This is a genomic window from Streptomyces sp. Ag109_O5-1 (assembly GCF_003814875.1).
GTDB lineage: Bacteria > Actinomycetota > Actinomycetes > Streptomycetales > Streptomycetaceae > Streptomyces > Streptomyces sasae.
In genome coordinates this window covers 2,833,534-2,847,047 of the sequence record NZ_RKQF01000001.1, presented here as the reverse complement: position 1 = coordinate 2,847,047, position 13,514 = coordinate 2,833,534, and the positions used below count along the sequence as shown (strand labels likewise).

Sequence of the window (13,514 nt, the reverse complement as noted above, 5' to 3'; positions counted from 1 at the left end):
AGGCCGAAGTTCCCGGATTCCGGCCCGGTTCACGCGATGGTGTGATCATGTGTCGCGCCGCGGATGGCCGTCGACGCGCCCGGGTAGAGCCCCGGCCATGACGCAGCCGTTCGAACTCCCGCACTTCTACATGCCGTATCCCGCGCGGCTCAACCCGCATCTGGAGGAGGCAAGGGCCCATTCCACCGAGTGGGCCCGCGAGACGGGCATGCTGGAGGGGTCCGGGATCTGGACCCAGGCCGACCTGGAGGCCCACGACTACGGCCTGCTGTGCAGTTACACCCACCCCGACTGCGACGGCCCCGCCCTCTCGCTGATCACCGACTGGTACGTGTGGGTGTTCTTCTTCGACGACCACTTCCTCGACATGTACAAGCGCACCCAGGACCGCGCCGCCGGCAAGGCCCATCTCGACCGGCTCCCGCTGTTCATGCCGCTCGACCTCTCAACGCCCGTGCCGGAGCTGCAGAACCCGGTCGAGGCGGGCCTCGCCGACCTGTGGGCGCGCACCGTGCCGTCGATGTCGGTCGACTGGCGCCGCCGGTTCTCGGTCGCCACCGAGCACCTGCTGAACGAGTCGATGTGGGAGCTGTCCAACATCAACGAGGGGCGGATCGCCAACCCCGTCGAGTACATCGAGATGCGCCGCAAGGTCGGCGGCGCCCCCTGGTCGGCGGGGCTCGTCGAGTACGCCACGGCCGAGGTGCCCGCGGCCGTCGCCGGCTCGCGACCGCTCAGGGTGCTGATGGAGACCTTCGCCGACGCCGTCCATCTGCGCAACGACCTGTTCTCCTACCAGCGGGAGGTCGAGGACGAGGGCGAGAACAGCAACGGCGTGCTGGTCCTGGAGACCTTCTTCGACTGCTCCACCCAGGAGGCCGCCGACACGGTCAACGACATCCTCACCTCCCGCCTCCACCAGTTCGAGCACACCGCGCTCACCGAAGTGCCCGCCCTCGCCGCCGAGAAGGGCCTCACCCAGGGCGAGGCCGCCGCGATCGCCGCCTACACCAAGGGTCTGCAGGACTGGCAGTCCGGCGGCCACGAATGGCACCTGCGCTCCAGCCGCTACATGAACCAGGGCGCGACCCCCACCTCCCCCTGGCACCACCTCACCGGCCCCGGCACCTCGGCAGCCGACATCGGCGCCCTGCTCGCCTCGGCCGCCTCGGAGCGCCTGCGCGCCTACTCCCACGTCCCCTTCCAGCAGGTCGGCCCGTCCCTGCTGCCCGACTTCCGCATGCCGTACGAGGTCGAACTCAACCCGCATCTCGACGCCGCCCGCCTCCGGCTGACCGCCTGGATGCGCGGCACCGGCATGCTCTCCGAGGGGGTCTGGGACGAGGACAAGCTCACCGCCAACGACCTCGCGCTCTGCTCCGCCGGCCTCGACCCCGACGGCACCGCCGGCGAACTCGACCTCAGCGCCCAGTGGCTGGCCTGGGGCACCTACGCCGACGACTACTACCCCCTCGTGTTCGGCTCCCGGCGCGACCTGGCCGGCGCCCGGCACGCCACGGCCCGCCTGTCCGCCTGCATGCCGCTCGCCGGTGAACCCGTCCCCGTCCCGGTCTCCGGCATGGAACGCGGCCTGATCGACCTGTGGGCCCGCACGACCGCCGGCATGAGCGCCGACGACCGGCTCTTCCTCAGGCAGTCCGTCGACACGATGACCGAGAGCTGGCTCTGGGAGCTGTCCAACCAGCTCCAGCACCGCGTCCCCGACCCCGTCGACTACCTGGAGATGCGCAGGGCCACCTTCGGCTCCGACCTCACCCTGAGCCTGGCCCGCCGCGGCCACGCCCCCGCGGTGCCGCCGGAGGTCTACCGCAGCGGCCCGGTCCGCTCCCTGGAGAACGCCGCCATCGACTACGGCATGCTCGTCAACGACGTCTTCTCCTACCAGAAGGAGATCCAGTACGAGGGCGAGCTCCACAACGCGATCCTCGTCGTCCAGAACTTCTTCGGCGTCGACTACCCGACCGCACTGCGGGTCGTGCACGACCTGATGACCCAGCGGATGCGGCAGTTCGAACACGTCGTGGCCAACGAACTTCCGGTTGTGTACGACGACTTCGAGCTGTCGGCCGAGGCGCGGGAGGCCATGCGGACCTACGTCCATGACCTGCAGAACTGGATGGCCGGTGTCCTCAACTGGCACCGGCGGGTCGACCGCTACAAGCCGGACCACCTCGCCCGCCGCTCCCACGGCTTCCTGCCGGACCGGCCGCCGCTCGCGCCGAGCCTCGGCGTCGGCTGACGGGCCGCCGCAGGACTTCCGTCGTCATCGGAGGAGGGCGGTGTACAGGTGCTGGGCGCGCTCTGCCTGCTGCAAGTCGCCCAGCCGGTCGAACTCCTCGGTCAGTATGAGCAACGGCGACAGATCGAGGTCCTGGGCCGCCGGAGGCGAGACGGACCGGCTCGACATGGCCGTCGGCGGCCCGGCCCAGGTCGAAGTTGAAGGGGAACGCCGCCAGTTCGGCCAGGCGGCGGTGCTGCCGGAGCAGCCGGAGGCAGTGATCGGTCATGTCACAGAACGTAACAGCCGCCACTGACAACGGCCTCCGGCCGCGACCGGGAGTGCCGCCCCCCCGGCTCATACCGACGCGCGCACCCGCTCCGAGGCGTGCGCGACGGCCGCCCGCGCCAGCGCCCGCACCACCGGATGCGGACGCGAGCCGTCACCCGACAGCTCCGGCTGGAAGAGCGTGGCCAGGAAGAAGGGATGGCCCGGCAGTTCGGCGACACGGACATGGCCGTCCTCGTCGTGGCCCGACAGCCGCAGCCCGTGGGCGCGCAGGGTGTCGAGGTGGCGGGAGGGGCCGTACGCGCAGAAGTACCGCTCGACCGTGCGCCCCGAGCCGATCGCCGACTCGGCCAGAGAGCCCGGCTCGACGGTCACCGCCGCCTCGTGGCCCACCAGCGAGCAGGCCAGCGGCGCGATGAGGAGATCCTCGGCGTCGGGGTCGTTCTCCGCGTGCGCGACCCGGGTCAGGCCGCACACGTTGCGGGCGTACTCCAGGAGCGCGTGCTGGAAACCCCCGCAGGTGCCCAGGAAGGGGATGCCCTCCTCCCGGGCGGTACGGATCGCCCGCACCACACCCGCCTCGCTGCGGTACGGGCTGCCCGGCAGCACCCACACCGCGTCGAAGCCGCGGACCGCGTCCTCGGCCTCGGCGTCCTTGGACGGGATCCAGTACGCGTCGAGGACCAGCCGGTCGCGCTCGGCGAGCGCGTCGAGAAGGAGCGGGATCCGGGTGTGCGACACGACGTTGGGGGAGCGGTCCCCGACCAGGGCGATCGTGGCGGTCCGAGCTGCTGAGTTCGTCATGCCCTCATCGTGGGCGCCCAGCGTGGTTCACGTCCAACGATGATTCACGCACTCTCGATAAGCGTTGCTGATGCGATCCTGTACGGCATGGACCCGCACCTCCTGCGCACCTATGTCACCGTGGCCCGCCTGGCCTCCTTCTCGGAGGCCGCCCGTGAACTGGGCTACACCCAGTCCGCGGTCTCCCAGCACATCGCCGCCCTCGAACAGGACCTCGGCGCGCCGCTGCTCACCCGCCGCCCGGTGAGCCCCACGGCAGCCGGCGAACGGCTCCTGGAGCACGCGGGCCCGCTGCTGCTGCGCCTGGCGGCGGCCCGCGCGGACGTCGTACGGATGGCCGCCGCACCCGCGCCCGGCCTGACGCTCGCCGCCACCCCGACCGCGCTCGGCCCCGCCGTGCTCGCCGCGCTCCCCGCCGCGGGCGTCACCCTGCGTGTCCTGCCCCGCGACGAGATCCCGGCCGCCGTCGCCACCGGCACCGCCGACCTGGGTCTGCTCGACGGACTGGCTGCCCCCAGCGACCCCCTGCGCCTGCCCGACGTGGCACCCCTGACCACACGCGGCGTCGGTGAGGAACCCGTCGCCGTCCTGCTCCCCGCCGGACACCCCCTCGCCGACCGCCCGGGCCTGCGCCTCGCCGACCTCGCCGACGCCCGCTGGCTGGACGCACCCGACGCGGCCCTGCCCCTCGCCCAGCTGCGCGCCGCGACCGGCGGCGGCGTCTTCCGCTCCTCCCTGCGCTACGACGGCTCCGACGTCCGCACCCTGACCACTCTCACCGCCACCGGGCACGGCCTCACGCTGCTGCCCCGGCGCACGGCCACCGGCGTCCCCGGCACGGTCGCCGTCCCCGTCACCGCACCCCGGGTCGTCCACCGGGTGGAACTGGTGTACGGCGGGACGCCCGTGGGAGCGGCGGCGGACCTGGTGGCAAGCCTTCTCGACGGCGCGCGGGACACAGGCGAGGGCTAAGGCTTCCCGCCTCTGACCCAGGGTCAGTCTCACTCGTTCGTGTCTCGTCGCGCCCGCGTGCGCCGGGTAGAGCTCGGGCTGGAGGCGAACCATGGAACAGACCGCTTTGCGTCCCAAGCCGATCCCCGGTCAGGAACGACAGGAACGACAGGAACGAGGGGACGATCCCCCGGCCGACCCGGCCCGGCGACCACACGCCGCGCGCCGCCGCGCCGGCCGGATCAGGGCCCTGGTCTTCGGATCGTTCGTGGGCACGGTCCTGGTGCTGTCCGGGGTCGGCATCGGCACGGTGGGCGCCACGGTGATCGGCATGAACAGACTGGCCGAACTGAAACACCAGGCCCCGCCATCGATGTCCAGCCCTGCCCCGTCCCTCACCCCGAGCCCGTCGTGGACGGTCGGCGCGACGCTGGGCGTGGAGGTGGTGGACGCCGAGAAGGTGGGAGCCGTGGTGGTGGGCGTCCATGTGCCCGGCCCGGGCTACGCGGCGGGCCTGGTGCGAGGCGACGTCCTGCTCCAGCTCGGTGACAACCGGATCGACAGCGCCGCCGACCTGGCCCGCGCGGTGGCCGAGGCCCGCCCGGGGAAGGAGGCCAAACTCACGGTGCGACACGAGAGCGGCGGGTACCAGCAGCTGACCGTGGTGCCGGGCGTCGTCACTTGAGAACGCCCGCAGGGACGCGCCCCGCAGGGGCGCGGGGCTGTATCGCTATGCGGCTCCGCCGCGCGGGCGCGACCAGCCGCGACGCAGCCGCATTCGCCGTACGGCCGAGACACACAACGGCGTTTCCGCGCAAACCGGCTCGCGCGCCCCCTCCTCTCCGGGCAGGATGCATGCCGGGGCCCTACAGTCCCCTCACTCGCACAGGGAGGCCCGGATGACCGGCAGCAAGCCCGCGCCCTTCACCGCCGGCGACTACAGGTCCCGTATGACGCGCGCAGCGCGGACCGCCGCGGACGCCGGCCTCGCGGGTCTCCTGATCGCCCCCGGCCCCGACATGGTGTGGCTCACCGGCTACACCCCCACCGCGGTCACCGAACGGCTCACCCTTCTCGTCCTGACCCCCGACCGGGACCCCGTCCTGGTCGTCCCGACCCTGGAGGCCCCCGACGCCGCGAAGTCCGACGGCTCGGCCGCCCTGACCCTGCGGGACTGGACCGACGGCAAGGACCCCTACGCCGTGACCGCCGACCTGCTCGCGAAGGACGGCCGGTTCGGTATCAGCGACAACACCTGGGCCATGCACCTGCTGGGCCTGCAGAAGACACTCCCGGACACCTCATACGCCTCCCTCACCGACGCGCTGCCCATGCTCCGCGCCGTGAAGGACGCGGCCGAACTCGAACTCCTCGCGGCCGCCGGAGCGGCTGCCGATGCAACGTTCGAGGAGATCCGCAAGGTTCCCTTCGCCGGCCGCCGCGAGTCCGACGTCGGCCATGACCTCGCCGACCTGCTGCGCCGCTTCGGCCACGAACAGGTCGACTTCACCATCGTCGGCTCCGGCCCCAACGGCGCCAACCCGCACCACGAGGTCGGCGACCGGGTCATCCAGGACGGCGACATGGTCGTCCTCGACTTCGGCGGCCTCAAGGACGGCTACGGCTCCGACACCACCCGCACCGTGCACGTGGGCCCGCCGACCGCCGAGGAGCGCGAGGTGCACGACATCGTGCGCGCCGCCCAGGAGGCCGGCTTCCGGGCCGTACGCCCCGGCGTCGCCTGCCAGGAGGTCGACCGGGCAGCCCGCGCGGTCATCACCGACGCCGGGTACGGCGAGTTCTTCATCCACCGCACCGGCCACGGCATCGGTGTCACCACGCACGAACCGCCGTACATGATCGAGGGCGAGGAGCAGCCGCTCGTGCCCGGGATGTGCTTCTCCGTGGAACCCGGCATCTATCTGCCCGGCCGCTTCGGGGTGCGGATCGAGGACATCGTCACGGTGACCGAGGAGGGCGGGCGTCGTTTCAACGACACCACCCGCGAGATGGTCATAGTGGGCTGACCGACCCGGCTCCGGGAACACCTGCTCGCCCCTACCCCACCCCGAACGGCAACGGCGCGATCCATGACCCAGGCACCGACACCCACCGCGGACACCGTCCGCCGACTGGTCCGTTCGCTGCTCAAGGAGAGCGCGAACGGAACCCCGGGACCGGATGTCCGGCCCGTCACCGAGGGCGGCGAGCACTCCACCTGGTGGGTCGGCACCCGCCATGTGCTGCGCCTCGCCCCCGACCGTGAGGCCTCGCTGCGCCAGCGCCGCGAACTGCGCCTGCGCGACCTGGTGCGCCCGCACTTGCCGGTCGCCGTCCCGACCAGCGTCGCGCACGGCGAGTGGGCGCCGGGGCTGACGTACACCCTCGACATCGCGATCCCCGGGGGTACGGCCGAGGAACATGACGTCTCCGCCGTCGGCGAGGCCGATCTGGCCGGGCTGCTCACCGGGCTGCGCGAGGTGCCGGTACGGCAGGCCGAGACGCTCGGCGTGCCGCGCACCCCGCCGCGCTCCCTGGAGGCGCTGCGCCGGATGGCCGTCGCCGCCGCCGAACGCCTCGCCGCCGCCGACGAGTTCGACCCCGCCCGGCTGCACCAGCTCACCCCGCCGGGCGCGGCCCAGCTGGCCGCACAGCCCGGTGCCGCCGTGCTGGCCCACCACGACCTCAAGGGCGAGCACCTGGTGGTCAGCGCCGACGGCAGGGTCCGCGGTGTCCTCGACTGGACCGGCACGGCCGTGGGCGACCCCGCCGAGGACATCGCCGGGCTCGCCCTCGCGGTCGGCTCCGGCGCGGCCGTCCGCGCCGCCACCCTCGCCGGCTACGGCGCCCGCCCCTGCCTGCGCGGTCTGTGGCTCGCCCGCTGCGACACCGTCATCCGTCTCACCGACCGCCTGGAAGGCCGCGACGACAGCCCCCTGCAGCTGCTGCGTACCCGACTCGGGCGGGCCTGGGAGACGATCCTGCTGGAGCGGGTGACGGAGCCGCGCGAGGACACCGAGGACGACGAAGAGGTCTAGCCGGGATCTTCAGCCGGGCCGGTGCTCACGCCTGGGTCAGCACCACGCACGACTCGCCCGGCACCCGCAGCACCCCGTCGGCGTCCGGTGCCGCCAGGGTGTCCCACGCGGCCAGCAGCTCCACCTTGCCGCTGCCGAGCGGGATCGCCGCCGGCTCCTTGCCCAGGTTCACCGCCACCCGTACGTCCCCGCGCCGGAACGCCAGCCAGCGCGCCTCGTCGTCGTAGGCCACCTTGGTGTCGGCCAGGTCGGGATCGGTGAGGTCCGGCTGCTCGCGGCGCAGGGCGATCAGCCTGCGGTACCAGGCCAGCACGCGCGCGTGCGGCTCGCGTTGCGGCTCCGACCAGTCCAGGCAGGACCGCTCCCGGGTCGCCGGGTCCTGCGGGTCCGGCACGTCCTCCTCGGCCCACCCGTGCGCCGCGAACTCCCGCCGCCTGCCCCGCCGTACCGCCTCCGCCAGGTCCGGGTCCGTGTGGTCGGTGAAGAACTGCCAGGGGGTGCCGGCCGCCCACTCCTCGCCCATGAACAGCATCGGGGTGAAGGGCGCGGTCAGGGTCAGGGTGGCCGCGCAGGCCAGCAGGCCGGGCGAGAGGGTGGCCGAAAGCCGGTCGCCCTGGGCGCGGTTGCCGACCTGGTCGTGCGTCTGCGTGTAGCCGAGCAGCCGGTGCCCCGCCACCCGCGCGCGGTCCAGCGGGCGGCCGTGGTGCCGGCCGCGGAAGCTGGAGTACGTGCCGTCGTGGAAGTAGCCGCCGGTGAGCGTCTTGGCGAGGGCACCGAAGGAGTCACGCGCGAAGTCGGCGTAGTAGCCCTGGGACTCGCCGGTCAGGGCGGTGTGCAGGGCGTGGTGGAAGTCGTCGTTCCACTGCGCGTCCAGGCCGAGCCCGTGCTCCGCGCGGGCGGTGATGACGCGAGGGTCGTTCAGGTCGGACTCGCCGACGAGGAACAACGGCCGGCCCGACTCGCCCGCCAGGGCGGCCACGGCCGAAGACAGCTCCTCCAGGAAGTGGCACGCGCGCGTGTCGCGCAGCGCGTGCACCGCGTCCAGACGCAGCCCGTCGATCCGGTAGTCCCGAAGCCAGGCCAGCGCGCTGCCCAGCAGATACGCGCGCACCTCGTCGGAACCGGGCGCGTCCAGGTTGACCGCCGCGCCCCAGGGCGTGTGGTGCGTCTCCGTGAAATACGGTCCGAACGCGGGGAGGTAGTTGCCCGACGGACCGAGGTGGTTGTGGACGACGTCCAGGACGACGCCGAGTCCGAGTTCGTGCGCCCGGTCGACAAACCGTTTCAGCGCCTCGGGTCCGCCGTACGGCTCGTGCACCGCCCACAGCGAGACCCCCTCGTACCCCCAGCCGTGCCGGCCGGGGAACGGGCAGAGCGGCATCAACTCCACATGGGTGACGCCCAGTTCCACCAGGTGGTCCAGACAGGCGGCGGCCGCGTCCAGGGTGCCTTCCCGGGTGTACGTGCCCACGTGCAGCTCGTAGAGCACCGCGCCCGGCAACGCGCGCCCCGGCCATGCGGCCCGCCACTCGTACCGGGTGTGGTCGACGACCGCGCTCAGTCCGTCCGGGCCGTCCGGCTGGCGGCACGAGCGCGGGTCGGGCAGCACCGGTCCGTCGTCCAGCGCGAACCCGTACCGAGTGCCGTCCTCGGCGTCCGCCTCCCCGGCCCACCAGCCCGGGCGCCGCGGGTCGCGGTCCAACGCGCGCGTGGCGCCGTCGCAATGGAGCGTCACACGGTCTGCCTGCGGTGCCCACACCTCGAACTGCACGGACGGTCCCCTTCGTCTGGCTCATCGTGAGGTAGTACGTCCATCGTGCCGCGAAAGGCGATCAGTCCGCTTTGAATCCCGGCTTTCCCGGCGGGTGTCGCCGTACGTACGCGCGCGTGACGGCCGTTTCTCCGTTTTCTGGACACCCGGGGTTCACTGACCCAGAATCAGCACCGTGACGTCGTCCTTCGAGTTCAACACCTATCCCGCGCGGCTGTCCGACGCGGAGCGCGAGAAGGCGCTGAGCGTGCTGCGTGACGGCGTCGTCATGGGACGGCTGTCGCACGACACCTTCGTACGCCGCATGGAGCTGGCGCTCGCCGCCCGCCGCGTGGACGAACTCGCCGCGCTCACCGCCGACCTGCCCCAGGAGAACCGCTTCGCGCGCGTGTTCTTCGGCACCGTCGAGGCCGTCTCCGGGTTCACGGTACGGCTGCGCCGGGCCTGGCAGGCCGAGCGGCTGCCCAAGCTGCTGCTGCCGCACCCGGGCGCCGGGCACCCGCTGCGGATCGGCCGCGACCCCGCCAACGGACTGCGGCTCAGCCATGACACAGTCTCCCGGGTGCACGCCGAACTCCGGCATCAGGGGGGCCTGTGGGTCCTCAGGGACCTTGGCTCCACCAACGGCACGACGGTGAACGGCCGCCGGGTGACCGGCGCCGCCGTCGTCCGCGAGGGCGACCAGGTGGGCTTCGGCCGCATGCACTTCCGCCTCGCAACCGGCTGAAGGATCCGGCTCGACCGTGCCGTCGACTCGGCCGTGCCGCCTGCTCATGACCGGCTGAACAGTCCGGCCCGGACTTGCCGTCGGCTCGCGACCGGCGGCAGGCGTCCCGCGCGGGGTGGCTCCGCGGGTGTGCCTCGTGTGGTGCGGCTTCTCGCTCGTGGGTGGCCGGAGGCGTTGTGCGTGTGCAGGTTTTCCGCCGTCAGCCGCGCCGATGTGGCCCGTGTGGGAGGGCCCCCGCTCAGTCGGCTGAATGCACACCCTGCCGATGGGCTTCCTGCTCACAGCCGGCTGAACACGCACCGCTCCGCTGGGCTTTTCCCCCGCTCTCGTCCGAACGCCTCCCGCGCGGTGGCCGAAAAGTGTTTGTCCGTCGGAGTGTTGACGTACCTCCCAAGTCGTGACTCACTGTGCGTACGTCATGTACATCATGTGAACCGACGGCACCGCATTGTGGAGGTGTGTTCTGCCGCCACTCCTCCGCTACCCGTCCGTTGACGAGCTCGCCTCCCGGGCGGCGGCGCTGGTTGCCGACCGTCCGCGGGACGCCCGGCTGCGCAGGGTCGGGACCTCCCGCGCGGGCACGCCGATGTGGCTGCTTTCCATCGGCCACGGCAGCCGGCACGCCCTCGTCGTCGCGGGCCCGCACGCCAACGAACCCGTCGGCGGCGCCACCGTGCTACGGCTGGCCGACCGGGTCCTCGCCGACCCACGGCTCACCGAGGACGCCGACGTCACCTGGAACCTGCTGCTGTGCCTGGATCCGGACGGCTCGCGCCGCAACGAGGGCTGGCTCGCCGGGCCGTACACCCTGGGCCGCTACTTCCGGAACTTCTTCCGGCCCGGCTTCCTGGAGCAGCCCGAGTGGCTGCCCGAGGGGGCCGACGCCGTGGCGCTCCCCGAGACCCGTGCGCTCCTCGACGTCCAGGACGAGCTGCGGCCCTTCCTCCAGTGCTCGCTGCACGGCGTCGACGTCGGCGGCGGCTTCGTCGAGCTGACCCGCGACCTGCCGGGCCTCGCCCAGCGCCTCGCGCACACCGCGAACCGGTTGGGCATCCCCCTCGAACTCGGCGCCAACGACACCCTGTACTGGCCCACGCTGGGCCCGGCCGTCTACCGTGTGCCGCCGCCCCGCCGGGGCGATCTGGCCGCCGCCATCACCGAGGCGGCCGTCGAGTCCACCTGGTTCCACCCATACCGGCACGGCACGGTCACCGCCATCGTCGAGGCGCCCATGTGGGGCGTCACCGCCGTCCAGGACGGCACACCGCCCGCGGACCGCGACGCGGTGCTGCGTGCCGCCAGCAGGGCCCTGCGCGAGGACACGCGCCTCCTGGACGACATCCTCGTCCGGGTCCGGCCCCAGCTGTCCGCGGCACCGGACGCGGCCCGCCTGCTCCCGCCGGTCGACGACTTCCTGCTCGTCCGCCCGGGCCTCGCCGACGCCTGGGACCCCGACACCGATGCCGGCAGCACCCGCCCGCTGCCCCCGCTCAGCACCGCCCACCTGGTCGCCCTGCGCATCGCGGGGCGCCGGCTGGTCCTGCGCACCGCAGGGCTGCTGCACCAGCTCCTGCGCAGCACCGGCCACGACCCCGCCGGCGCCCTGCCCGACCTGGACCGGCTGATCGACACCTGGTGCGCGGACTACCACGAGAACCTCGCCGCCCGCTGGATCCCGGTCGCACGGCAGGCCGAATACCAGACACGCGTGGTCCTGAGCACGTTCGAACTGGCGCATCGCCACGCGCGCGTACTTGCTCGTTCGGGTGAGCCGGACTGGGGCGCCGAGGCCGCCGTGCCGATGCACCGGGAATGACCCATCTGATCAGAGCGACAGCGGCCGGCGGTGCCCTGCTGGCGGCCGCCGCCCTCCTCGTCACCGCCCCGGCGCAGGCCGCACCCGGCGACACGCGCGACGGCGACTACCTCAACCTGACCGTCACCAAGGAGGGGGACGGCCGGGCCGGCGGCACGCGCGGCACGCTGCTGCTGTGCGACCCGCCCCAGGGGCACTCCCGCGCGGCCGAGGCCTGTGCCGAACTCGCCGCGGTGGGCGGTGACATCACGCGCATCACCCCGACCAAGGGCGCGATCTGTTCGATGATCTACGCCCCGGTCACCGCCCAGGCGCGCGGCGAGTGGAACGGCCGGCCGATCGAGTACCGCGAGACCTTCTCCAACTCCTGCGTGATGGCGGCCCGCACCGGCCCGGTATTCGCCCTCGACGGCTGACCCCCGGGGCGGCGTGCGGTCCACCCCGGTCCCCGGTACCGGCCCCGAGCCCTCACGCCGCCCGCTCACGCGCGTGCTGCGCGGCCGCCAGCACCGTCCGGGCCTGGTGCTCCACCTGGCGCTCCACCGGCACCCAGCGGGCCCGGAAACGCTCCGCGTAGGCGTCGCACCAGGAGGCCACCAGCTCCTCCAGGCGCGGCGCCGCGCGGTCGTCCGCCTCCCGCAGTACCCGCAGCAGCATCGACGCCGCCCGCAACGGCAGCCGCCGCCCGAAGGCGTCCACGCTGCCGACGTACGCCATCGTGGTGTCGATCGGCTGCCGCTGGATCCAGTCCTCGGCCAGCCCGGGGATCAGCCCCAGCGCCCAGCGGGCGGCCCGCAGCAGCGGCCCGTCCAGGCCGTCCAGCCGGGGCAGTGTCTCGGTCAGCACCCGCTCCACCTCCCGCGAGTCCTGCAGCAGCCGGCGTGCCAGCCGCCGCATCGCCGCCGCCGGCGCCGGGTGCGGTGCCGGGTCGTCGACCAGGTCGCTGGCCCACATCGGAACCTCGACCACCGCCGTCAGGCCGCCGTAGCGGTGTGCGTGGTACCAGGTGCTGTGCCGTGCGTCGTCCGGCATGCTCGGGTAGGCCACCCCCGAGTCCGGGCCGGGCATCACCCGGACGCCCGGCCCGGAGGCGGGCCAGCCCGCGGCGTCCGAGGCGCCCGTCTCCACCGGGATGTGCAGCTCCGCGGCCGACTTGGCGAACGGCTCGGCGAGCCCCGGCACGTCTTTCGTCAGCTGCACCCAGCTGCCGCCCAGATCGGTGCCGTGCAGGGTCACCTGGAGGTAGGGGCGCAGTTCGTCGATCACCCCGAGCAGTGCCACGGTCTCCGGCGGCAGCTGGTCCGGCGGCAGCACCGACGGCGACCACTCCGGCTGCTCGGGGCCCGCCGGACGGTAGAAGCCGAGGTGGTAGTCGAGCAGGCTGCGCGGGGCCGGGGTGACGTGCAGGCTCGCCCCGTCCGGGTCCGCGCACAGCAGGAAGTGCCAGGACGTCTCCGCCCGCAACTCCCGCTCGGTCAGCACCCGCTCGGCCAGGACCTGGAGCGTGCCGCCCCCGGTCGGTTCGTTGGCGTGGGCGCCCGCGACCACCAGTACCGCCCGCCGGGAGTGCCCCACGGACAGCAGGTGCAGCGGTCTGCCCGCGCGAGAGACGCCGATCTGCCGCAATGTGCACAGGCCGGGCCGGTGAGCGGCCAATGCCCGGGCGGTCGCGATCAGTTCGGGAACACTGGGGTAGCGCAGCTCCGGCAGGAGACTCACCCCCGACTTGTCCGCCCGGCTTCGCATTTCCCAGTCCCGCACGGCATAGGTGAACTGTCAAGAACCTCCTGGGGGAGGCTCCAGGGGGCGCCCAGGGGCATGTGCGGCAGGCCGGCAGGGCGGTTGGCGCCGATGGGGGTGCAAAGTCATTACGGGGCGCG

13 protein-coding genes are annotated in these 13,514 nt (G+C 73.1%); 9 read left to right on the top strand and 4 right to left on the bottom strand.

The genetic code is table 11. From position 1 onward, the window contains the following. The first annotated feature begins 97 nt into the window (after window positions 1-97). Complete coding sequence (gene cyc2 / locus EDD90_RS12740) at window positions 98-2,260, top strand: germacradienol/geosmin synthase Cyc2 (RefSeq protein ID WP_123973123.1); 2,163 nt, start codon at window positions 98-100, stop codon at window positions 2,258-2,260. A 24-nt stretch (window positions 2,261-2,284) separates the two neighbouring features. Here cyc2 and EDD90_RS55340 read toward each other — a convergent pair whose 3' ends face one another. After that, window positions 2,285-2,428 carry a hypothetical protein gene (locus EDD90_RS55340; RefSeq protein WP_185149059.1) on the bottom strand — a complete coding sequence of 48 codons (144 nt, stop codon included), beginning with the start codon at window positions 2,426-2,428 and terminating at the stop codon, window positions 2,285-2,287. Here EDD90_RS55340 and EDD90_RS57200 point away from each other — a divergent pair. Further along, the gene (locus EDD90_RS57200; protein ID WP_260327830.1) at window positions 2,427-2,555 is read left to right on the top strand and encodes a hypothetical protein; all 129 of its coding nucleotides are present in this window, start codon (window positions 2,427-2,429) and stop codon (window positions 2,553-2,555) included. The genes EDD90_RS55340 and EDD90_RS57200 overlap by 2 nt on opposite strands. Window positions 2,556-2,596: 41 nt before the next feature. Here EDD90_RS57200 and EDD90_RS12730 read toward each other — a convergent pair whose 3' ends face one another. Next, window positions 2,597-3,331 (bottom strand): glutamine amidotransferase-related protein, encoded by a 735-nt coding sequence (locus EDD90_RS12730; protein ID WP_123973121.1) that lies wholly within the window; start codon window positions 3,329-3,331, stop codon window positions 2,597-2,599. Between the two features lie 87 nt (window positions 3,332-3,418). Between EDD90_RS12730 and EDD90_RS12725 the strand changes: the two genes are divergently transcribed. The 4 genes from EDD90_RS12725 to EDD90_RS12710 all read left to right on the top strand — a co-directional run bounded on the left by EDD90_RS12725 (window position 3,419) and on the right by EDD90_RS12710 (window position 7,320). Continuing rightward, complete coding sequence (locus tag EDD90_RS12725; RefSeq protein ID WP_123973120.1) at window positions 3,419-4,303, top strand: LysR family transcriptional regulator; 885 nt, start codon at window positions 3,419-3,421, stop codon at window positions 4,301-4,303. Between the two features lie 91 nt (window positions 4,304-4,394). Further along, the gene (locus EDD90_RS12720; protein ID WP_123973119.1) at window positions 4,395-4,967 is read left to right on the top strand and encodes a PDZ domain-containing protein; all 573 of its coding nucleotides are present in this window, start codon (window positions 4,395-4,397) and stop codon (window positions 4,965-4,967) included. 214 nt (window positions 4,968-5,181) lie between these two features. After that, window positions 5,182-6,309, top strand: a complete 1,128-nt coding sequence (locus tag EDD90_RS12715; RefSeq protein ID WP_123973118.1) for an aminopeptidase P family protein — start codon at window positions 5,182-5,184, stop codon at window positions 6,307-6,309. 63 nt (window positions 6,310-6,372) lie between these two features. Next, entirely contained in the window at window positions 6,373-7,320 is a 948-nt protein-coding gene (locus EDD90_RS12710; RefSeq protein WP_123973117.1) for a phosphotransferase family protein, read from the top strand. A gap of 25 nt (window positions 7,321-7,345) precedes the next feature. Here the strand turns inward: EDD90_RS12710 and treZ are convergent, their stop codons facing one another. Beyond that, entirely contained in the window at window positions 7,346-9,091 is a 1,746-nt protein-coding gene (gene treZ, locus EDD90_RS12705; RefSeq protein ID WP_123973116.1) for a malto-oligosyltrehalose trehalohydrolase, read from the bottom strand. Window positions 9,092-9,266: 175 nt separating this feature from the next. Between treZ and EDD90_RS12700 the strand changes: the two genes are divergently transcribed. The 3 genes from EDD90_RS12700 (at window position 9,267) to EDD90_RS12690 (ending at window position 12,050) form a co-directional block, all read left to right on the top strand. After that, window positions 9,267-9,818, top strand: a complete 552-nt coding sequence (locus EDD90_RS12700) for a DUF1707 and FHA domain-containing protein (RefSeq protein ID WP_123973115.1) — start codon at window positions 9,267-9,269, stop codon at window positions 9,816-9,818. A 448-nt stretch (window positions 9,819-10,266) separates the two neighbouring features. After that, window positions 10,267-11,634 (top strand): M14 family zinc carboxypeptidase, encoded by a 1,368-nt coding sequence (locus tag EDD90_RS12695; RefSeq protein WP_123973114.1) that lies wholly within the window; start codon window positions 10,267-10,269, stop codon window positions 11,632-11,634. Then, a complete protein-coding gene (locus tag EDD90_RS12690) occupies window positions 11,631-12,050 on the top strand; it encodes an SSI family serine proteinase inhibitor (RefSeq protein ID WP_123973113.1) in 420 nt (139 codons plus the stop codon). Before EDD90_RS12695 ends, EDD90_RS12690 begins: the two co-directional genes overlap by 4 nt. A 52-nt stretch (window positions 12,051-12,102) precedes the next feature. On the opposite strand, the gene EDD90_RS12685 is transcribed toward EDD90_RS12690, so the two are convergent. Then, window positions 12,103-13,353 carry a M14 family zinc carboxypeptidase gene (locus tag EDD90_RS12685; RefSeq protein WP_123981197.1) on the bottom strand — a complete coding sequence of 417 codons (1,251 nt, stop codon included), beginning with the start codon at window positions 13,351-13,353 and terminating at the stop codon, window positions 12,103-12,105. Window positions 13,354-13,514 lie beyond the last annotated feature (161 nt).

Bases quoted from the DNA above. Each gene is read 5' to 3' on its own strand.
- cyc2 (WP_123973123.1), top strand. From the start codon at position 98: ATGACGCAGCCGTTCGAACTCCCGCACTTCTACATGCCGTATCCCGCG.
- EDD90_RS12730 (WP_123973121.1), bottom strand. From the start codon at position 3,331: ATGACGAACTCAGCAGCTCGGACCGCCACGATCGCCCTGGTCGGGGAC.
- EDD90_RS12710 (WP_123973117.1), top strand. From the start codon at position 6,373: ATGACCCAGGCACCGACACCCACCGCGGACACCGTCCGCCGACTGGTC.
- EDD90_RS12725 (WP_123973120.1), top strand. From the start codon at position 3,419: ATGGACCCGCACCTCCTGCGCACCTATGTCACCGTGGCCCGCCTGGCC.
- EDD90_RS57200 (WP_260327830.1), top strand. From the start codon at position 2,427: ATGGCCGTCGGCGGCCCGGCCCAGGTCGAAGTTGAAGGGGAACGCCGC.
- EDD90_RS55340 (WP_185149059.1), bottom strand. From the start codon at position 2,428: ATGTCGAGCCGGTCCGTCTCGCCTCCGGCGGCCCAGGACCTCGATCTG.
- EDD90_RS12690 (WP_123973113.1), top strand. From the start codon at position 11,631: ATGACCCATCTGATCAGAGCGACAGCGGCCGGCGGTGCCCTGCTGGCG.
- EDD90_RS12715 (WP_123973118.1), top strand. From the start codon at position 5,182: ATGACCGGCAGCAAGCCCGCGCCCTTCACCGCCGGCGACTACAGGTCC.
- EDD90_RS12720 (WP_123973119.1), top strand. From the start codon at position 4,395: ATGGAACAGACCGCTTTGCGTCCCAAGCCGATCCCCGGTCAGGAACGA.